This is a genomic window from Beijerinckia indica subsp. indica ATCC 9039 (assembly GCF_000019845.1).
Taxonomy (GTDB): Bacteria; Pseudomonadota; Alphaproteobacteria; order Rhizobiales; family Beijerinckiaceae; genus Beijerinckia; species Beijerinckia indica.
Window position 1 is genome coordinate 2,443,005 of the sequence record NC_010581.1, and the last position, 25,494, is coordinate 2,468,498.

Here is a 25,494-nt window from a genome sequence, read left to right on the forward strand (position 1 = left end):
AAAAGTTCAATCATCCTATTCTATCAACTGAGTATAGGGACAGTAGACACCCAGTTCGAAGAGGAGTGGAGCCGTGCCGGATGGCTTGCGGGGGTTGACGCAAAACGAAGTGCAAGCCCGTCTGAAGAAAGAAGGCTATAACGAGCTGCCGCGCGCAGGGCATCGCTCTCTCTTACGCATTATTTTCGAGGTCGCACGCGAACCGATGTTCGGCCTGCTCCTCGGTGCGGGTTTCCTCTATTTATTGCTCGGCGATCATACGGAAGCACTCCTGCTGCTCGTCTTCGCTTCGATCTCTGTCATCATTACAGTCGTACAAGAAAGCCGCAGCGAAAAGGTTCTGGAAGCGCTGCGCGATCTCACCAGTCCACGTGCGCTCGTCATCCGCGATGGCGCACGCCAACGCATCGCTGGCCGCGAGGTCGTACGCGGCGACATGATCGTGCTGGGTGAAGGCGATCGCGTGCCGGCCGACGCACGACTTATCGAGGCGAGCGATCTTCAAGCCGATGAATCACTCCTGAGCGGCGAGTCAGCACCCGTCCGCAAGTCCGTGAAGGAACAAGCAACCGAGACCAGACACCCGGGTGGTGACGATCTGCCTTTCGTCTTTTCCGGTTCCCTCATCGTGAGGGGGCAAGGTCTCGCCGAGGTGCTGGCCACAGGCCCACGCAGCGAAATTGGCAAGATAGGCCAGGCTTTGCAAGCCATCGACAGCGCACAACCGCATCTGGCGTGGGAAACCGCCCGCCTCGTGCGTATCTTCGCCATTTTCAGTCTAATTTGCTGTCTCGCGATCGTAATCCTTTATGGATTGTGGCGCGGTTCCTGGCTTCAGGCTTTTCTTGCGGGCATCGCGCTTGGCATGTCGATGCTGCCAGAAGAATTTCCGCTCGTCCTGACAGTTTTTACCATTATGGGCGCTTGGCGTATTTCACGGGCGCGCGTCTTGACCCGCCGCGCCTCAGCCATCGAGACCCTGGGAGCTGCCAGCGTTCTCTGTAGCGACAAGACCGGCACACTCACTGAAAACCGCATGGTGATTGCTGCCCTGAGAGCAGGCGATGACACAATCCTCAACCCGAAGGACGAAAAAGGACTGCCGGATGCCTTCCGACGGCTTGTCAATTATGGACGGCTGGCGAGTGCACCGAACCCATACGATCCGATGGAGACGGCGTTTCATACTCTCGCCAAACAGATCGGCGCGACCACGGAGGGGGAAAAGCTTCTGCATTCCTATGGTCTGAGGCCAGACTTGCTGGCCGTGACACAGGCCTGGAGCATTCCGGGTGAGATGCGGTCCGTGATCGCCACAAAGGGCGCTCCCGAGGCCATCGCCGCGCTTTGTCGTTTCGACGCGATGGCAATGGCCCGGCTTTCCCGTGACATCAATCAAATGGCCAGTGAGGGAATGCGGGTTCTTGGCGTCGCGGAAGCCCGTTTCGAAGGACAGGACTGGCCCGAAACACCGTATGATTTCTCCTTTACATTTCTTGGTCTCGTCGGTTTGGCCGATCCGCTTCGGCCCTCTGTACCGGCAGCCATCCACGAATGCCAGCAGGCTGGTATTCGTGTCATCATGATCACCGGCGATTATCCCGCGACCGCCTTGGCCATTGCCAGAAAGGCCGGCCTTGTCACAGAGTCCGTGATGACGGGTGAGAATGTTACGGCACTCAACGACGACGAACTCAGCCAGCGCATCACCTCGGTTTCGGTCTTCGCCCGGGTCCTGCCAACACAGAAATTGCGCATCGTCCGCGCTCTCAAAGCCAATGGGGAGGTCGTCGCCATGACGGGCGATGGTGTCAATGACGCCCCTTCCCTCAAGGCCGCCGATATCGGCATCGCCATGGGCGGGCGCGGCACCGACGTCGCACGCGAGGCCGCTTCTCTGGTTCTACTCGATGATGATTTCGGTTCGATTGTAAAAACAGTCCGGCTCGGGCGCCGTATCTATGACAATATGCGCAAGGCGATGGGCTATATTCTCGCCATTCACGTGCCGATCGCAGGCCTCGCCCTTCTCCCCCTTTTGACCGGCCTGCCATTGATCTTCTCACCAATTCACATTGCCTTCCTCGAAATGGTGATCGACCCGGTCTGTTCGGTGGTTTTCGAGAGTGAGAAGGAAGAAGCAGATGTCATGCAACGCCCCCCGCATGCGGCGGCAAGCCGCCTGCTCTCGCCCAGCATCGTGGTCTGGAGCCTATTGCAAGGGGTGCTCACCTTCGCCGTGATTGGAACTCTTTATCTCATGGCCTGCAGGAACGGACTGCCGGAAGGTGATATACGGGCGCTGACTTTTGTGACGCTCGTGCTCGCCAATCTCGGGCTGGTCCTGGTCAATCGTTCCTTTAGCAGTTCCCTGCGCGAAGCTCTGCGCTGGAACAATCGCGCTTTATGGATCGTCAGCGTCGTCGTGGCGATCGTGCTTGGTTTCGCGCTCACCTGGGAGCCTGCCCGCACGCTCTTCCGCTTTGGACCTTTGCATCCCGATGATCTGTCCCTCATCTTCGCTCTTGTCGCGGGATTGGTCATCGTTCTTGAAATATTGAAGCATTTCTGGCGGCGGACACTCCTGGCGTGAGACGCTTTCACCCGAAAAGATGCGCGATGCCAAAGGCCGCGCCAGCCGCGAGTCCGCCGATCAACAAGGTTTGCAACGCCGCCTTGACGGGGTTGAGCCCCGTGAAATGCCCCTTCACCGCGCCGAAGATCAACAGCGCCAATCCTGTCGTGCCCACGGAAATCTGCAAGGCTTCCCTGACGGAATGCGTCAGAATATAGGGAATGAGCGGAATGAATCCGCCGACGAGATAAGCCCCGCCAATCGTCAAGGCGCTGGTGAGCGCACGACGGGGATCGGGTTTTTCGAGGCCCAGTTCGAAACGCATCATGAAATCATTCCAGCGATTGCGGTCCGATGTAATCGCGTTCGTGACGGTGTTCAGAGCCTCGCCTTGTAAACCATAAGCCTTGAAAATCTGCTCGACTTCCGCGACTTCTCGGTCTTTCAAAGTGCTGATCTCGCTGAATTCACGTTTGCGTTCCGAATCGTAATGTTCGGCATCCGTGCGCGCGGCGAGAAAGCCGCCAAGGCCCATGGCAATAGCGCCAGCGGCAATTTCAGCAAGCCCCGCGGTGACAATGACGCTCGTATCCGAGACGGCGGCCGAAAGACCCGCCGCCAATGCGAAAGGCACGGTCAGGCCGTCCGACATGCCAATGACGACATCACGGACGGTTTCGGTCGCGGTGAAATGTTTTTCGATATGAGGCGTCATCGGCACGGCACAGAATCCTCTTACGGAGGCAAAGGTGCCGTTGTCTTAACAATTGAAACAGATCGAACCAAGATCTTTTCCGATCAAGGCCATCCGCACGTCTATTACGAGCCGGTGGCATTGCCGCGGCTTATATGAATAAAGACGGGCACGGTCGGCAATGATTTCAGATAATCAGCGATGGCACCGATATCCCGATCATCGTCGATCCATGTCCCAAGAGAAGCACCCGATTTCGACGGTGAGACTAAACCTTATTGATCCTTTACATCGGCCGGAAACACAGCGCGCAGCTCCGCGCGAGCAGCCAGCATTTCTTCCTTATATTTCGGTGTCGAATGCATGAGCGCATGGATCGCATAAGCGAGCAATTTGCTCGCTTCGATATCACTGCGATAATGGACGCCGCAGACAAGGCGATTACGCGCATATTCATCAGCGCGTACAAGAATGATATCGCGCTTTTCTGGCAGAAGATCGATCAGGGCCAACGCTTCGAGATAGCCCGTTGTCGCATGCCCGCTCGGATAGGAATCATCCTTCGTCTTGACCTTGCAGACAGGGGTCAAGGTCTTGTCCAAATTATACGGCCTGACGCGGTGAAATCCTTCTTTCGCCGGCGCCGTATTGAACCCTTCGTCATTCTTCACATCGTCCGAGAAACGGGCGGTGGCAGGCAAGGCCTCAGGCGTGAAGCGATCGCCCAGGATGGTTTTGAAGACAAACATATTTTCAAGTTCGTCATCGGCCTTCGCCTGACGGACTTGCTCCTCCGTGCGTTGCGCTTCGAGCTTGTGCAGTTCGGCAAGTTCCTTCTTCAACTTTTCCGAATCGGCTGCCGGCGGCGGCGGCAAAATTTCGAAAGCGGTCGTTTGATCGGGCTGGACGAAAATCGGTTCCTTCGCCTGGGCAAGGGACAGGCTCAGGGCCAAGAGACCGATGGATGAGAGCAGATTCTTTTTCAAATCACGAGTTCCCGAACAGGAGGCATACAGGCGTTTGGAGGAGGATGTGTTCACATCCATTCAACCATTACGTACTCATTCTTGTTTCATCGAACGATTTCATGCGCTCAAGCGAATTTGCCTGAGCGCATGACACCAAATTTTGAATCCGTATCAGACTGATTCCAACGGGCTCTTCAGTCTTGGGCCTGATGTTCTAATGGTTCAAACTGAAGCGGATTGTCGTGCTACCCGAAAAGGATCCACCCGGCGGCGGGGGAGCTTGCACTGATTGCAGCATCTGATGGGCTGCCGCATCCAGGGCCGGGTGGCCGGATGAACGGGTGATCGAGTGGCTGGTGACGCGACCGGAAGCCCCAATCGTAAAGACGACACCGACGTTTCCGTTCAGACCTTCGGCACGCGCGGCCGGAGGATAAAACTGACGACGATGCAATTCGGCTAGGACCAAAGCCCCATAAGTGGCGCGGGCTTGGCCAGTCACGGCCTCAGCGCCATCTTCAACACCCGCCCGCTGCGCACGGGCTGCGCCCGTCTTGACGACAGGAGCGCGTTCCGCGCTTTGCGGCGCCCGCCGCTTTTCAACCTTTTTCTTTTCCGGCTTTACTTCCGGGGGCTTTTCCTTAACCGGAACCGTCTCCGCCTTTTGCTGCTGTGGCACGGGCTCGGGCGGCGGCATAAAAGTGGGCGTCGTCATCGGCAGCGGATCGGGCTGCGCCACAGGAATGGCAATCGCGTCCTCAACTTCCTTGATGGCTGCTTCCGCTGCGAGCGCCGCAACTTGAGGCTGCGCCGTCGCCGTGGGAGTCTGGACCTCGGCCAATTCCTGGTCGTTCAAGGTCGGGTCCGATACGGGCGCCGCAGCAGCTTCCGTTTCCACGGATCCCTGTTGGACGAGGGAAACTTCCACGGCATCAAGCGGGGTCGGTGGCGGATCGTCATGCGGCATGACGAGGGCCAAAAACAGGCTGGCGTGAGCCAGCACCGCAAAGGTAATCGCTGCCGGCCTCAACCAAACCGGCTTGACCGGAGGAATCTCCTCCTGTGGCGAGGACGATATAAAATCCTCCGCGGTGACCGCCGTCATGGCTGCCCTCCCGTCGCTGGAGCCGTGTTCGGAGCAGAAGCCGGCGGCGCCTGAAGTTTCGCAGCTTTCGCCGCATCGGCCTTGGCATGCGGATCAGACAATAAGGCAATATGGGTCATGCCATTGCTCGCCAGCAGATCCATGATTGCGATGACATCGCCATAAGAGGCATCCTTGTCACCACGCACATGAATGACATGATTCATATCGCCTTCGATTTTTGCTTGTATGGCCGCTACCAATTGTTCCGAAACGATCTCGTCGGCGTTAAGGTTGAGCTTCCCCTCCTTCGTCACGATGACGACCACCGGTTCCTTTGGATTCAAGGGCTGCGCTGCCTTGGCTTGCGGCAGATTGACCTTGACGCCCGTCGCCAGCATGGGAGCCGTAATCATGAAGACGATGAGCAGCACCAGCATGACATCAACGAGAGGAGTCACATTAATGTCAGCGAGCGGCTGATAGCCGCCCCCACTCCCGCGAGAGGATGAAAAAGCCATTATGCGACCTCCTTCGATTTTTGCGATGAGCGGCTGATGAGCATGACAGCCCGTTCCTCGACAAGATGGCTGAGCGTCTGGCCGAGCCCCGCCAGCATGGCGCCAATGCGGTTATAACCCAAAGTCGCGGGAATAGCGGCGGCAAGGCCGTAGGCCGTGGCGGCAAGCGCCTCAGCAATACCCGGCGCCACGACCGCGAGGCTCGTATCTTTCGACGCAGCGATGCCGGTAAAGCTCGTCATAATGCCCCAGACAGTGCCGAACAGACCGACGAAAGGGGCCACCGAAGAGATGACAGCGAGATTAGGCAATCCGCCTTCGGTTTTTTTCATAATGGTCTGTGCGGCGCGATGCATGGCCTCGGCAATGCGTATGCGTGCTTCGCCAACACTTTCGCCGGGAATGGTGGTCGCCGCGGCCTTCTGTCCAGCATCGAGCAAAGGCGCGACGAGAGGATGAATACCGCCAGAACGCGCCAGACGAACGGCTTTCTTTAAGCGGGACACAGATACCAGCGCTTCGATAATTAGAACCCAGCACCAAACGGAGGCGAGCAGCAAAATCGCCATGACCGCTTTGCCAACAGGGCCCGCCTGCTCAAATAACGAAAGTGGGGAAATGCTAAGAGTTTCCATGAGTTAAGGTTTCCAATATTATTGCGGATCTATAGGACTAACGAGCATGGCGTCATGAAATCTTTTATGGCCGCGAGCCCTTTCGTTCGCGGTTTTAAAAGCAAAAGCGGGATATGAGCACGCGATCAGCGCGATACTTCAATATCCCGCTTTTGATGTTTAGAATCTGAGTGTCACGGCCCCGTAGATGAAGCGATTAGGCTGGAAGCCATAGGTCAGGCCAGTGAGATTCGTCGTGGGATTTCCAGAAATCGCAACGATCGAGCGATTGTCGAAAATATTGTTCACGCCGAAACGAACTTCCGCGTTTTGACCGAAACCGATCTGATGCAAAGCGTCAGTTCTATATCCAACAGCAAGATCGGTCGTATTATAGGCTCCAATTTTATTGGCGTTGCTACCTAGCACCTGACCGTTATCGCCGAAACTATTACCGATTGCCTTGAAGAGGAAAGAACCGAAAAATTGATCCTTGTCATAGATAAAACCTGCCGCGCCGGTGTAACGAGGAGCATTGGGAACGGCCAGGCCAATATTCGGCCCCTGAACGAATTGTGCCGAGGATAATGAACCGTTGACATAAACGGCGAGACCATTGCCGAAGGCGTAAGTCATTTCGGCCTCGAGGCCTTTATAGACTGCTGTACCGCCATTGACATAAACTGTATTGGGTACGACGCCCTGAGCAATCGGGAAATTTGTTGCTTTCAACAGATAAGCATCGAAAGCTGCGGTGATCGTTTCATCGCGATAGACCATACCAACCTGGTAATTGGTCGTGCTCTGCGGAGCGATTGAATTCGCGGAAGGATCCGGCACGTAATAAGCGCTGACTGTCGGGGCAAGAAACCCTTGTGAAACCTGGCCATAGGCAGTCAAATTCGGCGTGAACCGATAGCGTATATTAGCAAAAGGCAGATTGGCCGTATAAGTATGCTGATAGTTAAGCGGTAGCAACGTTGTCTGATTGATCGTTGCATTATGATCGCGTGTAAACGAAACGTATTTATATCCAGGTGTGATGGTCAGATTTTCGACTGGACGCCACTCGTATTCAAAATAGGGCTGCACATTGTCGATATGCGAGGAAAGCCAAGTCTTATATGAGGCATTATCAGGATTTCCTAAAGCCGTATAAGTCTTGTAGCTTGTATAGTCGATATATTGCTGAAAACGCTGATTATCGACATGCTCGACCCAGACGCCCGCCCGCACCGTGCCCGAGGCGAGACCTTCATTGATGTCATGCGAGACATTGAAAATATTGCCATAGGCGCGGTAATTATTGTTTTTCAGATAGCCCGTGACATCATTTTTCCCGACACCGATAATCGGCACTTTTGTCCCATTATACTGTTTGGCGCTGGTTATTGTCGCGGGGCCTTCCTGCGTCAGATCGGCGCCATTATTCTGCAAGGTGGGATAGGTATAGGAATAGGTATAGACTTTATCGTCTAGATGAAAACCAGCTACATCCGCCTGAATGCCGACATATTCGAGATCGGTTTGCTTAGAGGACGTGTTATAACCCCAATAATTATTGGTTGCCGGATTGTTGTTTAGCGAACCGTAATTCTTACCGTAGAGAGCAAGCTGCTGGGCGGTGATATAACCGACGTTATTATAATGCTCTTGCCCGTAGGTAGCGAACCCCGTCAGCACAACATTGTCACCAATCGGCTGCTCGATTTTCAACAGACCGAAATCACCCATGGTACGGCCATAGGCCAACATACCATCCGCACTCGTATGGCTGAACTGAGCCAGAAAACGTGTTCCGCCGGTTGCATCATTCGCGCCCGATTGAATCGTCACCGCATTCGTGAAAGTCCCATATTCACCATAAGAAAACTGCAGTTCCGCGCTGGGCTTGTCCGTAAATCGACGCGCAAACATCGCCAATGTACCGCCGAAGGGCGCGTAACCGACCTGAGACGCCGGGCCCGGACCACGGTCCAACACGACTTGACCCATGAAAGGTGAAGGGAAATAAGCGCCGGAATGATGGCTGGGATCATTGGCATCGCCGAACGGGATACCATCGTAAGTGACGTTATACTGACCGTCGGAAAAGCCGCGCCAGCCGCCCTTGGCATCACCGCTGCCATTCGGATTGCTGGAATAAAAGCCAGGTGTGAACTTCAAGACATCATTGAAATCACCACCGGGCTTGATCACATCTTGAATGATCTTTTCACTGACAATGGAGCCCGGTTCGTTAGCCAGCAAACTGGATTGTGAAGGCGCGAGTGCCGCGGCCGATCCGGGGGGAGCATCACGCCCAACCGCCATTTCGCCACCCGATCGCGCTTGTGTCGCATTGACATCGACAGCGCCGATTTCGACGGTTTGTGCCATCACAGCATTGATTGGAACAAGGGATGGCACCAGAAAAGTGATACCAAAGCCACGCGATAGCAAGTGGCGCGCATTGAGCGACATTCTCGAGAAATTCCCAGCAATACCGGAAACAGTTACGTTTCCTTAATGTTTAGAGCCGGGTCTTCTTAGTCACGCCAAATTACACTTATGTGACAACTTACTAAATTAAAGACAAACCGAGGCGGCTTGATCCAACGTTTCAGCAGCCAGAAAAGTTCAATCACATTTTCGTTATTAATAGTTTTTCGATGAATGTCTTCCCATCTGGAATCTGCTCAAGCGGATATTCTCAGAAATGGAGCTCATGTTAGAAATGATATTTTCTGATCGACTCGCCGTCACGTACACTGACTTCGTAATTATGACTACCTAAGCCAAAAATCTCTTCGATAACCGTTTCATCCGCATTCTGCGCTAGCTGCTGGACCGCCTCTTGCAGAGCCGTCGGCAGGATCGACAAAGGAATGATCCGCTCGAATTCCATATCATAAAGATGATTGAATTCGACAGAGAAAACATAGTGCCGCCAATGAAGCTTCGCCTCCGGCTCGCCGCCACGATGCAATTCATAGTCAACTGCCAGCCCGTCTTTCATCGCCAGTTGGCTGCCGGCGCTCATGAACATGGCAACGCCAGCCGCGCACATGGCAAGATAACCAACACGGCGGAAGAAGATTTCACTAATATAGGGCAAGAGATAGTGCATCATGAATGAAGCTAGGACAGCCGCAATTGCGACTAGCACACCGGCAAGGAACGACTGCTCGGTAAGGAGGCCGAAACTGAAATAAAGGGCCAGTTTCATGGCATGCAACAGAATTTCATTGGCCGCGCGTGTCGCTACGATTTCTTCCTTCCGCATCCCATAGCGAAGATAAAATTGATTAAAGACGAGGCCCACGGCGCCTGTGAAACCGGAAATAAAACCAGCGGCGGCGCCAATCAATACAAGAGAACTATTGGGCAGCCTTTTGGTATGCGTTTGTTTGTTCTGCGAAGAACGAAAGACAAAGACAATATTCGAAACGAGAAAACATCCAAGCAGCAATTCAAGATAAAGCGGCGATACACGCGTCAACACCCATGCTCCTAAAACTGAGAACGGGAGTGCTGACGGCACGAACCAGCGAACGACATCCCAACGAATCGAACGCCGAAAAACCGCGATACGGGAAAGAGAACTCGTCACAGTGCCAATGGAGAGCGCGGCAGGAACCTGCGCGACGGGGACGGCAAGACCCAGTATAGGGATTAGCACCAGCCCAGCGCCACCACCAGAAACCGTACTGACTGCAAAAGCAAAGAGGGAGACGATAAAAATTACAACGAAAGAGATCATTGGATCCGCCGCTTGTTCCAACTCTCCTCCCAAATATTAAAAATATTTAATCATATTGTTACTTACATCATACCATGTGATGTCCGGTTTTTCAAAAGAAACCTTGCCGTATCTCGTCATTCGACGCCTATATCCATCACCGAATATTTATCATTCCTGAAAATTGGCTTTCAAAATGTCACAAAATTCGCTCGCATGCAGAACGTTGCCTCCCGTTCATTCATCTGCTGGCATGACAGAAACGGCTCATTCCCGATTGCCTGGGCTGGAAGGCGTCACTCCGCTAACCTCCACTCTCCGTCACACTGGGTAAAACCCTTCCAACATCCAGACAGCGCGTCGGATGTAGGCTTCAATGCGTCCTTTTACGCGGAGAAAATAAGCTTTCTTTTCTGGAGTTTTAATGGGATCGCTTAGGATCTCTGATGTCACAGCGGAAATTTGCGGGTACCCAAACGGTCATCTTTATGACCGTTTGGTATTGCTTGCGGCTTGAAGCTCTATCGCGAAGCGGCGGGGACCGTCTCGGTCGTCGTCAAACGTCGCATGAGCCACAGTCTGAATGCATCCGTCCGATCCTCGAACAAACGACCGAAGAGAAGAGCCACCGCCAAGGCGGATCCGCTAGCCGCGAGAAAAATGCCCCCACCGAGCCAGGAAAGGGGAAGTCCGGCGACATCGAACAAAGCCTGCTGCCCGAATAGGAACAGGACGAACAACAGGACCGGCTCATGGATCACATAAAGAGAATAAGACCAATTGGCCATGCCGCGATCAAACGCCGGATTGAAGCTCAAGCGCAGGACATTCGGCAAGGTCAGAAAAGCGGCGAAGCCGAGACCAAGGATGGGATCGGTCACCCGATGGCTGTAGATAGGCGACGCCAAAAACGCCAAAAACGCGATCACACCGCCGAAGCGCGCGAGCCACCGCTGCAAGGATGTCTCCGCCCGCCAGCGTGAAACAATGGCGCCCGATGTCCAGATCACCCAGGTCGCGGCCAAGAAGCGCTGGCCCAGTGCAAGGAAAATGCATGCGACCACAACAACACCGATTTCCGCGACCCAACGGCGCGAAAGCTTCAGGCGCGCCGCGATGAATGCGGCCAGAAAAACCGTCGCCGGAAACAGGAAGTAATAGAGCCATTCATATCCAAGCGACCACAAGGCACGGTTGGATCCAATTGGATCGCCGACGATGCTCTCAAGGGAAACCAGGCTCGCGAAAATGCTCCTGGGATCATAACGCGTGAAAACCGACCCATCGATTCCAAGCGTTTCCGTCAGCTGCGTATCGGCATAAATGGGTGTCGTCGGATCGATCAGATAGACGATGCCATCAAGACAGGCCGTCAGCAGAAGAGCGGGAACGAGAACCACATAGATCCGAGCGAAGCGCTGGAAGAAATAATGTGAAAAATCGAAAGCGTCCAACCGGCGCAGCACTCCGCCGCCGACCAGATAGCCGCTGAGCACGAAAAAGATGATCACGGCGCTATGCCGGAACTGGGCGATATATTGCAGAAAACCACCCAAGGATTCATGCCATCCAGCATATTCGTAAGGGTGGAAAACCATCGAATAGGCATGGCCGAACATAACGATCAGAGAGCTGATCCAACGTAACGTAAAGAGGAAAGGCTTTTCTGCATTTGGAATCGTCGCCATTAGGTGTTTCCGATTAGCATAGATTTTAGACTTATATTACGCTCGATCATATTCTCACAAGTCATACCCTAAAAAATCTAAAATTCCTCACTCACGCCATTCATTAAGCTCATACCAGCCATGCATTTGAAAGCATCAAAGCCGCGAAGGCTCGGCAAATTCCATGCGTGCCTCATTACATTCCACATAAGGATGATGTAAATAATTGGAGGAATCCTCCTCAGCCATGCTGGCACACGGCCCATTCCCTGCGTTTCAAACACCCACTTCAAGCACCATGACTATTCAGGCTGATGTCAGCTTAGCGTGCTACCCCGTCTGTCATACACCTCATCTCCTGATGAGTAGAGGCTATGAAGACGGTAGACTCACATAATCATTCCAGTTTCTTTAAACTGAAGAACCTCGTCCATAAGATGGCAAGGAATAAGTTTCCTCGTGTTCTTTTCCTCTTTCTTTGTATACTCCCTGTGACGCTCAACCCTTCTTTTGCTGTCACCGCCCCAGAATCGATCTGCACAAAGCCTTGCAAAATTAATCTTGAGGTCCGAAATTCCTATTTCGGATTCCCAGAAGATGAAATCAACGCTGCGGTGAGGTCCGCCCTATCGTGCCGCAATCAACAGTACGATGGTACCCCCACGGCTACGAAACAAACGCCTTTCTCGTTACGCGTCTACTTGTCGCGTTCTCCACCACCCCAGATGAAAGGCTATATTTCAATGACATTGTACTATCAGAATAATATAATAGAAACACAATGGGCAACCTTATCACCCTTTGCGCTCGCCGGACCGAAATGGCTCGCCGACGATTTACATTTACTTGCTAAGAAAATATGGACTAATACTCGGCTCCACAACTGTCTTACATGAAAGTCGATATTGCATGCATATGTGCGGGAAAGGCCAGCTTTGAATGTTGACGTCATAACGAAAAGAAAAGCCCTATCAAATGCATTTCAAGCCTGTGGCCCGATGCCGTCTATCCCTGCTGTGCGGCCTTTTGATCATGCTCAGCGAGCCTTTTCCGCATGGAGCCCAAGCAGCGGAACTCAGTTTTCAAGAGGCAATAAATATTGCCTGGAAGATTGATCCAGTCCGACTAAATCTGCTGACCAATCAACATTCGGCCAATGCACGCGCGGGCGCCGCGGATTCGCTTTTTCCTAGTGGCCCGGTCGTAACCGCCGATTATTTTACCGACAAAACCTTGGGAAGCCGGCAAGGTTATGCAACGTGGCAAGGAAGCTTCTCTGTCCCTCTGTGGCTTCCTGGGCAAAGCGAGGCGACGGTGCGCGTGGCGCAAGCTGAATCCGCGACCGTGCAGGAACGGCTCGATGTCGAGCGTATGTCTTTGTCCGTGAGACTCCTGGACGCCACGGGAGCCGTTGTCCTCGCGCGTCGCAGACAGACAAATGCCCAACGCCAATTCCAAACGATTCAAAAACTCGCCGAGACCATCAACACGATGGTCAAGACGGGCGAAGCACCTTCAACCGACAAGAATGCGATCGATGCCGAACTCGCGAGCGCCCGATCCGAAGTTGAAAACGCCGCCGAACAGATCACTGTGGCATCAGCCACGCTCGCCGAGATTCTCGGCCGCAAGGATCTGCCGAATATTCTTTCTTACGACACCAATGCCTTGCGTAAAGCGCGGCTCAATCCTTCGCAACTAGTGCCCGATAACGACCCACGCGTGCGCGCGGCCCACATGGCAGTGGTGACCGCCGAAGAAGGCATGCATTTGGCTCAAAAGTCCTTCATGCCGAATCCGCAGATCGGTATTTCCGCCATTCGCGATATTCAATTTGGAAGTCCTTGGGACACCCGTACCGGTGTCACCTTGAACATACCTTTGCCAAGCGACGCCCAGAACATTCCGCTCATCGCCAATGCCCGGGATAAACTCGCCGCAGCCGAAAGCGAGGAGAGCCAAGCCCGGCGCATGGTGAGGGTCGAACTTGCGCAGGTCCGTGCTCGCCTGACGGCCGCAACAGCAACATTGACGAACACCAAAGCCTCGGTTGAGGCCTTAAATAAGCGCGCCGCCGATATCGAACAATCCTGGAAATTGAAGGAATCTTCACTCGTGGAAGCCTTGCGAGCCTATCAAGGCGCCTACACCGCCATGCTGTCTCTCGATCAAGCTGAAACGGCCTGGCATGTGGCCGTTGCCCGAGTGTTTATTGCCGCGGGGCATCTACAGTGATGAACATGTTCAAGTATAAGCTTCCTTTCAAGCTTCGGCTTCTCCTGATCGCCTTGTCGTTGTCGAATGTCTTTCCCCTGCCCAATGCCAAAGCACAACAGACGCAGGAGACCAAGCCCGCACCTGCTCTCGATTATCAGCCCGTGAAATTAGGATCGGATGCACAAAAAAACGCGGAATTGGCGACTGTGATTGTGCATGACGGCACGCTTTCCCGCATCATCCCTGCCCTCGCCTCCGTCATGGCCGATGATGCGCGGACACTTCATCTCAAGCCAGCCGGTTCCGGCAAGGTCATGAGCATCAATCTGATCCTCGGGGCTAGGGTCGCCAAAGGCGATATCCTTCTCGAATACCGGGATAATGCGCTTCGCGTCGCCAATGTCCAGGTCACACAGGCTCAGGCCGCCCTAGAGGCCGCGATTGCAGCCCAAGATGAGGCCGAGGCCGCCTATCAGCGTGCGCGGCAATTGGCTGGCGGCGCCATATCACGTGGCGAAGTCAGCAGGCGTTATGCCTTGCTGCAAGAAGCCAAGAGCACCGTCGCGATGCGGCAGGCAGATATTACCAACACATCCAATAGGATCAAAGAATTCAATACGGCAACGGAACAAGGTGATCATCTGCAGACATCATCGCTTATCGCACCTGTCGATGGCCTCGTCCTCGCCGTCAATACGTCGATGGATGGCGATCTGACTGCCGGTCAAGACGTCGCGACAATCGTCGATCTCTCCTCCGTCTGGGTCGTATCGGAAGTCCCGCCTATGGACGCCGCTTTCATTACAATGGGAGCCCATCAATATAGTTTTCTTGCTGGTCGACCCGAAACGCGGATCGATTCCGTTGTCGAAACGATCGATGGTGTCGTCAATCCGGCCACCGGCCTCATCCGTATCCGTAGCCACATTCCCAATAAGCACTATGCGCTCAGGCCCGGCATGATGCTGGAAGCCCGCATCACCTCAACCACCAAGATCAGTGGCGTTATCGTTCCCTCCGAGGCAGTCCAGCAAATTAACGGCAATGATGTCGTCTTTATTCCGATCGATGCTGACAGCTTTCAACCGCGCGCCGTCAAGATCGGTCTCGAAAGCGATGGACAAACAATCATTCTCAGTGGATTGAAGGACGGCGAATCCGTTGTCACGCGTGGGAGCTTTACCTTGAAATCGGTCATGCTTCTGGCCGATACGGCGGGTGGAGATTGAGGTGAGCAAACTTCTCTCCCTTCTCCAGAACAATCGTTCCATCGTCATCGGCGTTCTCTTGATCCTCATGCTGTTTGGGATTGCGGACGTCACTCGTCTTCCCGTGGAATCGGTGCCGGATATTTCGCCGCAACAAGTTCTGGTCTCCGTCGTCGCGCCCGGCCTCGCCACGGAGGAGGTCGAAAAACTCATCACCTTTCCGATCGAGGCCAGTATGTCAGGCATCCCTGGCATGATTGATCTCAGATCCGTTTCCCGCTCGGGTATTTCGGTCGTCTATGTACAATTTGCCGACGACACCGATATCAATCTCGATCGCACGTATGTCGGACAGCGTATCCAGGCGGCACGGGCCAATATTTCTGTTCCTGGCCTAACCATCAATATGGGCCCCTTGGCGACCGGGCTCGGTGAAATCATGCAAATCCAGATTCATGGGACGACGCAAACGCTCATGGATCTCAACCGCATCATGACTTGGACGGTCGTGCCGCAACTGAAATTGATTCCCGGCGTAGCCGATGTCAATGTCAATGGTGGCGCCGAGGAAACCTTCGAAATAGCCTTGGATATGGCGCGATTAAATGCTTTTGATCTCTCGGTCGGCGACGTCTTCCGCGCGGTCGATGAGAACAACGCAGTTTCCGGTGGTGCCTGGATCGAACATTATGCGGAGCAGCAGATCGTCGCCGGTCGTGGGCTCATTCGGGATCTGGATGATTTCGGCGCCATTTTTGTCCGCGCCGGCCCCAATGGCACGGCTCTCTATTTGCGTGATCTCGGTCGTATATCGCAGGCACCTCGCACGAGACTAGGCGCGGTGACGCGCGACAACAAAGGTGAAATCGTCAACGGCGTCGTCATGATGCAGACGGGCTCAAATTCCGGGGTGACGCTTGCCGCCATCGAAGAAGCTTTGCCGACGATCAAGAAATCCCTCCCCCTCGGCGTCACACTTGAACCCTATTACAATCGCGGTACTCTGACTGGAAAGACGATCCAGACGGTCAAGGAAAATCTTGTCATCGGCGCGGCTTTGGTGGTTTTCGTCCTCCTGGTGGTCATCGGCGACTGGCGTGCATCTCTCGTGATCGCGTCAGTCATCCCCGTCGCCCTGATTTGCGCCATGGTGGGGATTCATCATCTTGGCATTTCCGCCAATCTTCTCAGCCTCGGCGCCATCGATTTCGGCATGATCGTGGACAGCTCCTTGGTCGTTGTCGAAAACACCATGGCGCATCGCCTGCGGGAACAAAAAGGCGATTTCCGAAGCCTGGTCGTCACCTCGGTCTGTCAGGTGGTCCGGCCCGTCAGTTTCGCGATTCTCGTGATCATGATGGTCTATCTGCCAATCCTGACGTTGACCGGCATCGAGGGGAAGATGTTCAGGCCAATGGCGCAGACCGTTATCATTGCGCTCATGGCGTCTCTAGCCTACTCCATCCTTTGTGTTCCCGTTCTGACCAGCATCGTCTTGCCTTTCAGCAAACCGCATGGCGACACTTTATTTATCAATGTCCTGCGCCGTCGCTATGGTCCTCTCGTTTTATGGTGCGAGGATCACCCCAAAATTCTGTTCGGTTCGACGGCGGGGATTTTCCTGTTTTCCGTCTTCCTCGCTATGCGTCTCGGCGGTGAATTCATTCCGCAACTTCAGGAAGGATCGCTGGTCGTTACCCAGACCCGCCTGCCGAGCGCCTCGTTGAAGACATCTCTGCATTCCGTCAATCTGGTCGAGCGGACGCTCATGAGCTTTCCCGAGGTCCGAACCGTCGTCAGTAATACGGGCACCTCGGCCATTCCAACCGATCCCATGGGCATGAATGAAACCGATACATTCGTGTTTCTCAAGGACCCGGCGGAATGGAAGACCGCGTCCAGCCAGGAAGAACTCGTCACGATTTTCGACAAGGCCGTGCGCGAACAAGTCCCAGATTCGCAATTTTCCTGGAGCCAGCCCGTCCAGATGCGCATGGATGATCTTCTATCCGGCGTGCGCACGCAAATCGCTATATCGATCTATGGAGACGACCTTGGCACCTTGCAAGATCTCGGCAACAAGATCGTCTCCGTCTTGAATGATATCCCGGGTGCAGCGGATGTCGCCGCTCAGGGCAGCGGCAGTATTCCCTTCCTGCATGTCGATATTGATCGACAGGCCGCGGCCCGGCTCAATGTGCGTTTGCAGGATGTGCTCGACATTGTCGAAGCCATTGGTGGTCATATCGGCAAGCCGGTCGTGGTGAATAATGCCTTGATCAGCACGCAGGTGAGATTGGACCCGGAAGTCAGTAATTCACGCGACAAGATCGCCTATTTGCGCGTCAAACGCGCCGGTGGCGGCACGGTCTTGCTCTCCCAGGTTGCACGTGTCGTGGTTGAGGATGGCCCGCCGCGCATCAGCCGTGACCGTATTCAAAGACGCATGATCGTCCAGGCCAATGTCCGTGGGCGGGATCTCGGCTCTTTCGTGCAAGCGGCACAACAGGCTGTCGGAAAGCAAGTCCATATGCCGCCCGGTTATCGCCTGATTTGGGAGGGCCAGTTCCGCAATCTTCAATCCGCCATGCAACGCTTGTCGATCGTGGTGCCGATTGCCCTCGCCCTGATCTTCGGCTTGCTCGTCGTGGCACTCAGTTCGGTGCGTTTGGCTCTGCTTGTTTTCGTCAATTTGCCTATCGCCGCCACCGGCGGCATTATCGCCCTTGTCCTGCGGGGACTGCCCTTCAGCATTTCCGCCGGCATTGGTTTCATCGCCTTGTTCGGTGTCGCCATCCTCAATGGTGTCGTGCTGATCAGCTATACACAGCAGCAAAGGAAAACCGGCAAGAGTGCTGCCGAAGCGGCTTTCACGGCGGCGGAGGAACGTTTTCGTCCCGTCATGGCCACGGCCATGGTGGCGAGTCTCGGTTTCTTTCCCATGGCCTTTTCGACCAATGCCGGCGCCGAAGTTGAACGGCCTCTCGCCACAGTGGTGATCGGCGGACTGGTCTCGTCCACTTTGCTCACATTGCTCGTTTTACCTTCACTCTATACACGTTTCATGAGAAAAAATTCGTGAGAGTTCTCATCGTCGAAGACGAAGATGCGCTCGGTTCCGCAGTGCGGGATCAAGTGCGTCACGCGGGGCATGCGACAGATTGGTTCAAGACGTTGCAAAGCGCGCAGGCCGCCCTGGATACGACTGATTACGATCTCCTCCTCTTGGACCTTGGCCTCCCTGATGGCAATGGCCTTGAGTTTCTGAAAGCAATTCGCAGAAGCAATAGCAAAATGGCAATTCTGGTCATGACCGCGCATGATCAAATCAGCGATCGCATCGCCGGATTGTCGGAAGGTGCCGACGATTACATCGTCAAACCTTTCGACCTCGATGAGCTGATCGCGCGCATCGATGCCGTCTATCGCCGTTATGCGCCGGTTGCCGAGGAGGGGATCAAGATCAATGACATTCATCTCGATCTTCACGGACAACGCCTGACGAAAAGTGGCGTCGACGTGGAATTGACAGCCAAGGAATGGGCGATACTCGAACTTCTGGCCCGCCGGCCCGGCATGATCATCTCCAAGGAACGCATCGAGGAAGCCCTCTATGGGTTTGGCGAGGAAATCGAAAGTAACGCAATCGAAGTTTTCGTGAGCCGAATTCGAAAAAAAGTGGGACGCAATATCATCCGTACGGTGCGAGGCCGCGGTTATTGTCTCGCGAGGTAACAGGAATGAAGAGCTGGAGTCTCGCATCACGCATTGTCGCAAGCGTTCTCATCGTCATTTCCGGCTGCCTCGTCCTCCTCGGTCTTTCCGTCGGTGCCTTCACGCGTTACGAGGTGACGGAACGGCTGGACAATTCCTTACAGGAAGTCTCGGAACGGCTGGAATTTGTTGCCTCCTCTAGTCAAGCGCAGATTCCAGAGAATGGCATCGCTCTCCTTCCCGGCGTCGATAAACGGACCCTCGCTTATCAAATCGTTGCCCCTTCCGGTAACGTGCGCCTGCGATCGCAAAATGCCTCGCCGGAAGCCTTCGTGTATCCATTGAAGGAAGGGTTTCATAATATCAAAGACTTTCGCGTCTATGTTACGCATTCAGCCGCGACACCCTATTACATCATCGTCGGTGAACCCACCTTTCACCGCCAGGAAGCCGTGAGACGCGCGGTCCTCATTGTCATTTTGCCGATCGTGATATTCCTGCCCTGCTCCTGGTTCCTGGTTCGCTTGACGGTCCTTCGTGCCTTGCGACCCTTGGTGCGATTGCAAACGGAAATAGGCAGCCGGGGTGGCACCAACCTCGATCCGATTCCCTCTCTCGACCTCCCCAGTGAGATCGCGACGATCCATGCTGCCGTCAATTTGCTCTTGAATCGTCTGAAAAAGGCACTCGCCACCGAACGGATGTTTGCGACCAACAGTGCACACGAATTGCGAAATCCAATCGCTGGTCTTTTGGCGCAGACACAAATTCTCAACGATCAATTGAAAGGAAGCCAGTATGGCGCTCGTACACTTGCCATTGTCCAGCAAACAAAACGCATTTCTCGTTTGACAGAAAAATTGCTGCAACTTTCAAGGGCCACATCCGGTGTTTCCTTGAAAAATGAGCGTTTCGATCTGCTTCCTATTCTTTATTTGTTGATCGATGAATATTCGGACAAGGCGCCAAATGGTCCACCGATCAGGATGGAAACAGATCATATCAGTGATTTTTATATTTATGGAGACATCGACACGACTGGCATTCTCTTTCGGAATCTGATCGAGAATGCAATCAATCATGGAGACAAGGATCACGGAATAGACATTCATGTTTCCAGCGATGGCTTTATTGACATCGTCAATGAATGCACCGCCCTCGATCCAGCAATCCTGACTACAATCACCGATCCCTTCGTGCGCGGAAGCTCTTCCTCGAAAGGGGGAGGACTCGGGCTGGCAATCGTCTATAATATTATAAGCCAGATGCACGGCCAGATGACGATCAAATCACCCATCCCTGGGCGAGACACGGGCTTTGTCATCAGAGTTTCATTTGAGAATTTTAATATAATAATGGAAAAGTCTGAGCTCTAGAAAACGACATAGGGTATGGGAAAAGCGATTGAGACTCAATCAACGGAAATCAGTTCCCAATAGAGTAAGGCCATTCAACTGGCCTTATCTTCATTGAATCCTATTTCCGTTTAGGTTAAGTTCTCGAACTCAATTGGATTATCTTTCCTTAGCCTATCAAGATCTCATTCATGCGGCCCGGCATTTTATGGATAGCGAGAAGCTTCGCCTGCCTGATCTGTCTGGCGTCAGCGCACGCGCAAAACTTGTCCGCCACGCCGGAGCTTCCTACCGAAGAAACGGAGGCGAAAGGCGCCAAACTTGACACGAGTGGTAATTTACTCGGCGATATGGGTGGACTGCGCTCCTGGCTCTATGGCTATGGCGTCACTTTTTCCCTCATCGAGATCGACCAGGTCTTCGGCAATACGACCGGCGGCAAGGAACAAAGGCCAGCCTATATCGGCGTGACCGCCGCAACCTTGACCGCCGATCTCGAAAAATCCATTGGCCTGGAAGGCGGTCTCTTCAATGTCAGTGCCTTGCAGATCCACAGCCGTTCCATCACTCAAGCACAGCTTTTGACCTTCAACAATATCAGCGATTCCGAGGCCTGGTGGAGCACACGCCTCTTCGAAATGTGGTACCAGCAAGGCTTTTTCGACGATAAATTCGACATCAAGATCGGCCAGATCGATCTCGATACGGAATTCTGGATCAGCCAATATTCCGCCTTCTTCCACAATGCCTCATTTGGCTGGGCCTTGATGCCCTCCCTTGAGCTTTATTCCGGCGGCCCTTCCTATCCCATGGGTGCGTTGGGTGTTCGCCTGCGTTATCGGCCCGATAACCAATGGACATTTCTGTTCGCCGGCGCGGATGATAATCCGACCGGCGGACCTTTTAGCAATCCCGTCGACCCCTCCAATCAAAGCTTGCATCCGAGCGGCACGTTCTTCAACCTCGGCAACGGCGCCTTGCTGATTGGAGAGATGCAATACACCCTCAATCCGCCCCCCAGCGACAAGTCGAAAGCGACCGACGATCCCGGCCTGCCCGGCACCTATCGTCTTGGCGGCCTCTATGATACCGCCTCCTTTCCCGACCCCCGTTTCGACACTGCCGGTCATCTGCTCGCTTCACCGCAGAGCAATGGATACCCCATGCAGCACAAGGGCAATTGGATGCTCTATGGCATCATGGACCAGATGATCTGGCGGCCATCGGTGGATTCTCCCACAGCGCTCGGCTTTTTCGCGCGGGCATCAGGCACCAATGATGACCGCAATATCGTTTCCTTCGCGGTCGATGCGGGATTCAATTTCAAAGGCGCCCTTGCTGGTCGCGAGAATGATACGTTCGGCATCGGCTGGGGCATGGGACAGGTGGGCAATCGGGCCCGTGCGGCAGATCGGGACCATTATTATTTTTCAAGCGATTTCTATCCCATTGGGGGCGCCGAACATCATTTCGAACTGACTTATGCCGCGCAGGTTACGCCCTGGCTGATCGTCCAGCCGGACTTCCAATACACATGGAACCCAAGCGGCGGCATTCTCAATCCCAACACTGGCAAGCTCATCGGTAATGAGCTGGTTTTGGGTCTTCACGCAGGCATTACATTTTGAATGCCTTTGGACTCATCCACACGAATTGAGTCCATGCCAATGAACGACGCCGATTAGCTACTCAATCCGGAAAGCAGGCTTGGCATATCGAGCGGTCGGAATCCGTAATGGTTGAGCCAACGAATATCAGCCTCAAAAAAGGCTCTGAGATCAGGCATGCCATATTTCAGCATGGCGATACGGTCGATTCCCATGCCCCAGGCGAAGCCTTGATAGACATCGGGGTCCAGACCGCAATTGCGCAAGACGTTGGGATGCACCATCCCGCATCCCAAAATTTCCAGCCAATCCTCACCCTCGCCGAAGCGGATTTCTCCCCCCTTGCGTGAACATTGGATATCAACTTCCATCGACGGTTCTGTGAACGGGAAATAGCTCGGCCGAAACCGCATCTTCACATCCGGCACCTCGAAGAAAGCCTTGCAGAATTCTTCAAGGATCCATTTGAGATGGCCAAGATGGGCCGACTTATCGATGACCAGCCCTTCGACCTGATGGAACATCGGCGTATGCGTCTGATCCGAGTCGCAGCGATAGGTGCGGCCGGGACAAATAACGCGGATCGGCGGTTTTTGCGTGAGCATGGTGCGCACTTGCACCGGACTCGTATGCGTCCGCAGCACCTTGCGCTGTCCCTGCGCATCCGGCTCGAAGAAAAACGTATCGTGCATGTCACGCGCCGGATGGTCCGGCGGGAAATTTAGCTTGGTGAAATTATAATCGTCGGTTTCGATATCCGGCCCCTCGGCGATGGCGAAACCCATTTCCGCGAAAATAGCGGCCAATTCATCCATGACCTGGGTGATCGGATGAATACGGCCCAATTCCTCCGGCCGCGGCAGCACCGGCAAGGTCACATCAATGATTTCGGCTGCAAGCCGCGCCTCGAGCTTTTGCTCTTTCAAGATGAGGCGGCGCTCAGCCAGCGCCTCATTGACCTTGTCCTTAAGCGCGTTGATAGCAGCGCCTTGCACCTTGCGTTCGTCCGGGCTCATCTTGCCCAAAGTGGCGAGAAGAGCCGAAATCGTCCCTTTCTTGCCGAGCGCGCCGACCCGGACGTTTTCCAGCTCCCCCTCGTCAGCGGCGAAGGCCACCTGGGCCAGCGTTTCCATCAGTAGGGTGTCGAGATCAGACATGGTTTGGAAATCCGGTCGAAATTTATGCCGCTTGTGCCACGCCCCTGTGGCAAAGTCGAGAGTGCATGGCGGAGAAGGAGCCTGGGCGTAGATTCAGCGCGTGGCGGACGTGATCCAGGCAAGATAGGCCGGCGCGCCCTGGCTTATGTCGATTTCGACGATCTCCGGTGTCACATATTCGTGCAGGCTCAAAATAGCGGCCTCGACATCGGCATAATCGTCGCGCTTGATCTTGCAGAAAAGCAGGAGCTCCTGATCATTTTGCACAGCGTCCTCCCATCGATAAAAACTTTCGATTGGCAGGATCTGGACACAGGCCGCGAGCCTGTCTTCGACCAAAGCTTGCGCAATGCGGCGGGCATTTTCCGCCCCGCCGCATGTGGTCATCACCAAGGCGAAGGCCGCGTCCGTGCTCATGGCTTTTTCAGCTTCTGCGTCGCCTGTTTCAGCCAGCGCGCGACATCCGGTGCGACGAGCGGAGAAAGCTCGGCGAGGACACGCGCATGATAGGCATTGAGCCAGGCAATCTCTTGCGCATCGAGCAGTTTCGGCTCGACAAGGGCCAGATCGATCGGCGCCAAGGTGATCGTCTCGAAACCAAGCATCTCACGCTCGGCGTCTGGAATCTCGCGCGGCTCGACAATGACGAGATTTTCGATCCGGATTCCCCAATGACCAGCGTTGTAATAGCCAGGTTCGTTCGAGAGGATCATGCCAGGTTCGAGCGCGACGCTGCTCACCTTCGAAATGCGCTGCGGCCCTTCATGCACGGAGAGATAGGAGCCGACACCATGGCCAGTGCCATGGTCAAAATCGAGCCCAGCCTGCCATAGAGCCATGCGGGCCAAGGCATCGATCTGTTGGCCGGACGTACCCTTCGGAAAAACCGCCCGCGCGATGGCGATATGGCCTTTCAGCACACGCGTGAAACGATCGCGCATGAGGGCCGTCGGCCGGCCGACGGCGAGCGTGCGCGTAATATCCGTGGTGCCATCCTCATATTGACCGCCGGAATCGATCAGGAAAATCCCTTTGCCGATCTTGCGGTTTGATTTGTTGGTCACGTGATAATGCGGGATCGCCGCATTAGGTCCCGCCGCCGCGATCGAGGGGAAGGACACATCCTTCAGCTTGCGCGTATCGCGCCGAAAGGTTTCGAGCGCTTCAGCCGCATCGATCTCCGTCAGCCGGCCAGACGGCGCATTGAGGGAAAACCAATGCAAAAATGCGATCATGGCCGCGCCATCGCGGCGATGCGCCTCGCGCATGCCCTTGAGCTCGGCTTTGTTCTTGCGCGCCTTCATCAAGGCAATCGGATCAGGCCCAATCTCATGATGACCGCCTGCTCCGGCGACGAGTTCCGACAATTTGGCTGGCGCCGTGGCTTGATCGAAAGCGACGCTCTTTTTCTGCTGTCCCAGAGCGACGAGATCGGCCTCGAGCGCAGCCGGCTCCGCAAGATCAGCCAATTCCAACAGTTTATCGCGCAGGCTTGCGTCGAGCTTTCGTGCATCCACATAAAGGCGCGGCTTTGCGTCGGCGGTTTTCTCGCGGTTGAAAATCAACGCATAGGCCAAGGGCAAAGGCGTATGAGCAACGTCGCTGCCGCGAATGTTGAAGGCCCAGGCGACCGCATGCGGATCACTGACCAGCAGCGCATCCCGTGTCCCAAGCGAGCCTGCAATGCGTTCGAGCTTGTGCTCCGCCGTCTCTCCCGCGAATTTTTTCGGATGCAGATTGATCTTGCCGAGGGGAATTGCCGGGCGATCCTGCCAGACGGAATCGATCGGATTGGTATCGACAGCAATGAGTTCTCCGCCTGCCGCTTCGACGGCTCGGCGATACCGTTCGATCTGTCCCGGCGTATGCAGCCATGGATCATAGCCAAGCTTGGCACCTTGCGGCAGATGCTTCGCAAGCCAGGTCTCGGAGCTGATGTCCGCCAAGGCAACAGGCTCGAAGAGCTTGGTATCGACCTGATCCCACACAGCGAGAATATAGCGGCCATCAACGAAAATCACCGCGCGATCCGCGAGCACCACGGCGAGCCCAGCCGAACCGGTAAAGCCCGAAAGCCAGGCCAATCGTTCCTCGGAGGGAGGCACATATTCGTTTTGATGCTCGTCGGCACGGGGAACGAGAAATCCGTCGAGACCGAGTTCCGCAAGTTTCGACCGCAAAAGAGCGGTACGTTCATGCCCGAGGGACGGATCAGCAACCTCCTCGAAGGATTGAAAGAGACTTTCGAACATGGGCTTCCAAAAAGAAGAGAGAGTGCGCTCGATTTATCAGGCAAGCCCCGCGCCGGTATCGGGTATTAGATGAGTCTGGATAGAAATTGCTGGGGGCTTGCCAGCCAAATCTTTCATCTCATGATGACACTCCAGGACCG

Annotated in this window: 18 protein-coding genes; 7 read left to right on the plus strand and 11 right to left on the minus strand. The window is 54.6% G+C overall.

Annotated features, from left to right (window positions below; genetic code table 11):
• The first annotated feature begins 73 nt into the window (after positions 1-73).
• A complete protein-coding gene (locus BIND_RS10835) occupies positions 74-2,593 on the plus strand; it encodes a cation-translocating P-type ATPase (RefSeq protein WP_012385117.1) in 2,520 nt (839 codons plus the stop codon).
• Between the two features lie 7 nt (positions 2,594-2,600).
• Here BIND_RS10835 and BIND_RS10840 read toward each other — a convergent pair whose 3' ends face one another.
• The 8 genes from BIND_RS10840 to BIND_RS10875 form a co-directional block, all read right to left on the minus strand.
• Complete coding sequence (locus BIND_RS10840) at positions 2,601-3,296, minus strand: VIT1/CCC1 transporter family protein (RefSeq protein WP_012385118.1); 696 nt, start codon at positions 3,294-3,296, stop codon at positions 2,601-2,603.
• A gap of 248 nt (positions 3,297-3,544) precedes the next feature.
• Entirely contained in the window at positions 3,545-4,255 is a 711-nt protein-coding gene (locus BIND_RS10845; RefSeq protein WP_041778715.1) for an acid phosphatase, read from the minus strand.
• A 196-nt stretch (positions 4,256-4,451) separates the two neighbouring features.
• The gene (locus BIND_RS10850; protein ID WP_012385120.1) at positions 4,452-5,342 is read right to left on the minus strand and encodes an energy transducer TonB; all 891 of its coding nucleotides are present in this window, start codon (positions 5,340-5,342) and stop codon (positions 4,452-4,454) included.
• Positions 5,339-5,842 (minus strand): ExbD/TolR family protein, encoded by a 504-nt coding sequence (locus BIND_RS10855; protein ID WP_012385121.1) that lies wholly within the window; start codon positions 5,840-5,842, stop codon positions 5,339-5,341. The genes BIND_RS10850 and BIND_RS10855 overlap by 4 nt, the downstream gene beginning before the upstream one ends.
• On the minus strand, positions 5,842-6,477 hold the full coding sequence (locus tag BIND_RS10860) for a MotA/TolQ/ExbB proton channel family protein (RefSeq protein ID WP_012385122.1): 636 nt from the start codon (positions 6,475-6,477) through the stop codon (positions 5,842-5,844). Before BIND_RS10860 ends, BIND_RS10855 begins: the two co-directional genes overlap by 1 nt.
• Positions 6,478-6,636: 159 nt before the next feature.
• Positions 6,637-8,919 carry a TonB-dependent receptor gene (locus tag BIND_RS10865; RefSeq protein WP_012385123.1) on the minus strand — a complete coding sequence of 761 codons (2,283 nt, stop codon included), beginning with the start codon at positions 8,917-8,919 and terminating at the stop codon, positions 6,637-6,639.
• A 247-nt stretch (positions 8,920-9,166) separates the two neighbouring features.
• Positions 9,167-10,219, minus strand: a complete 1,053-nt coding sequence (locus tag BIND_RS10870; protein ID WP_202944749.1) for a sulfite exporter TauE/SafE family protein — start codon at positions 10,217-10,219, stop codon at positions 9,167-9,169.
• 479 nt (positions 10,220-10,698) lie between these two features.
• Positions 10,699-11,865 (minus strand): acyltransferase family protein, encoded by a 1,167-nt coding sequence (locus BIND_RS10875; RefSeq protein WP_012385125.1) that lies wholly within the window; start codon positions 11,863-11,865, stop codon positions 10,699-10,701.
• Positions 11,866-12,819: 954 nt separating this feature from the next.
• Here BIND_RS10875 and BIND_RS10880 point away from each other — a divergent pair.
• The 6 genes from BIND_RS10880 (at position 12,820) to BIND_RS10905 (ending at position 21,966) form a co-directional block, all read left to right on the plus strand.
• Positions 12,820-14,079: a TolC family protein gene (locus BIND_RS10880; RefSeq protein ID WP_012385127.1), complete on the plus strand. Its 1,260-nt coding sequence runs from the start codon at positions 12,820-12,822 to the stop codon at positions 14,077-14,079.
• The gene (locus BIND_RS10885) at positions 14,079-15,290 is read left to right on the plus strand and encodes an efflux RND transporter periplasmic adaptor subunit (protein ID WP_012385128.1); all 1,212 of its coding nucleotides are present in this window, start codon (positions 14,079-14,081) and stop codon (positions 15,288-15,290) included. The genes BIND_RS10880 and BIND_RS10885 overlap by 1 nt, the downstream gene beginning before the upstream one ends.
• Position 15,291: 1 nt before the next feature.
• Entirely contained in the window at positions 15,292-18,351 is a 3,060-nt protein-coding gene (locus BIND_RS10890; protein WP_012385129.1) for an efflux RND transporter permease subunit, read from the plus strand.
• Positions 18,348-19,004: a response regulator transcription factor gene (locus BIND_RS10895; RefSeq protein ID WP_012385130.1), complete on the plus strand. Its 657-nt coding sequence runs from the start codon at positions 18,348-18,350 to the stop codon at positions 19,002-19,004. The genes BIND_RS10890 and BIND_RS10895 overlap by 4 nt, the downstream gene beginning before the upstream one ends.
• Before the next feature lie 5 nt (positions 19,005-19,009).
• The gene (locus tag BIND_RS10900; RefSeq protein ID WP_012385131.1) at positions 19,010-20,359 is read left to right on the plus strand and encodes a sensor histidine kinase; all 1,350 of its coding nucleotides are present in this window, start codon (positions 19,010-19,012) and stop codon (positions 20,357-20,359) included.
• 245 nt (positions 20,360-20,604) lie between these two features.
• Entirely contained in the window at positions 20,605-21,966 is a 1,362-nt protein-coding gene (locus tag BIND_RS10905) for a carbohydrate porin (protein ID WP_244395868.1), read from the plus strand.
• A gap of 53 nt (positions 21,967-22,019) precedes the next feature.
• On the opposite strand, the gene pheS is transcribed toward BIND_RS10905, so the two are convergent.
• The 3 genes from pheS to BIND_RS10920 all read right to left on the minus strand — a co-directional run bounded on the left by pheS (position 22,020) and on the right by BIND_RS10920 (position 25,354).
• Entirely contained in the window at positions 22,020-23,102 is a 1,083-nt protein-coding gene (gene pheS, locus BIND_RS10910) for a phenylalanine--tRNA ligase subunit alpha (protein WP_012385133.1), read from the minus strand.
• Between the two features lie 93 nt (positions 23,103-23,195).
• The gene (cutA, locus tag BIND_RS10915; RefSeq protein WP_012385134.1) at positions 23,196-23,519 is read right to left on the minus strand and encodes a divalent-cation tolerance protein CutA; all 324 of its coding nucleotides are present in this window, start codon (positions 23,517-23,519) and stop codon (positions 23,196-23,198) included.
• Entirely contained in the window at positions 23,516-25,354 is a 1,839-nt protein-coding gene (locus tag BIND_RS10920; RefSeq protein WP_012385135.1) for an aminopeptidase P family protein, read from the minus strand. Before BIND_RS10920 ends, cutA begins: the two co-directional genes overlap by 4 nt.
• Positions 25,355-25,494 lie beyond the last annotated feature (140 nt).

Bases quoted from the DNA above. Each gene is read 5' to 3' on its own strand.
- BIND_RS10860 (WP_012385122.1), bottom strand. From the start codon at position 6,477: ATGGAAACTCTTAGCATTTCCCCACTTTCGTTATTTGAGCAGGCGGGC.
- pheS (WP_012385133.1), bottom strand. From the start codon at position 23,102: ATGTCTGATCTCGACACCCTACTGATGGAAACGCTGGCCCAGGTGGCC.
- BIND_RS10865 (WP_012385123.1), bottom strand. From the start codon at position 8,919: ATGTCGCTCAATGCGCGCCACTTGCTATCGCGTGGCTTTGGTATCACT.
- BIND_RS10880 (WP_012385127.1), top strand. From the start codon at position 12,820: ATGCATTTCAAGCCTGTGGCCCGATGCCGTCTATCCCTGCTGTGCGGC.
- BIND_RS10855 (WP_012385121.1), bottom strand. From the start codon at position 5,842: ATGGCTTTTTCATCCTCTCGCGGGAGTGGGGGCGGCTATCAGCCGCTC.
- cutA (WP_012385134.1), bottom strand. From the start codon at position 23,519: ATGAGCACGGACGCGGCCTTCGCCTTGGTGATGACCACATGCGGCGGG.
- BIND_RS10900 (WP_012385131.1), top strand. From the start codon at position 19,010: ATGAAGAGCTGGAGTCTCGCATCACGCATTGTCGCAAGCGTTCTCATC.
- BIND_RS10875 (WP_012385125.1), bottom strand. From the start codon at position 11,865: ATGGCGACGATTCCAAATGCAGAAAAGCCTTTCCTCTTTACGTTACGT.
- BIND_RS10885 (WP_012385128.1), top strand. From the start codon at position 14,079: ATGAACATGTTCAAGTATAAGCTTCCTTTCAAGCTTCGGCTTCTCCTG.
- BIND_RS10920 (WP_012385135.1), bottom strand. From the start codon at position 25,354: ATGTTCGAAAGTCTCTTTCAATCCTTCGAGGAGGTTGCTGATCCGTCC.
- BIND_RS10850 (WP_012385120.1), bottom strand. From the start codon at position 5,342: ATGACGGCGGTCACCGCGGAGGATTTTATATCGTCCTCGCCACAGGAG.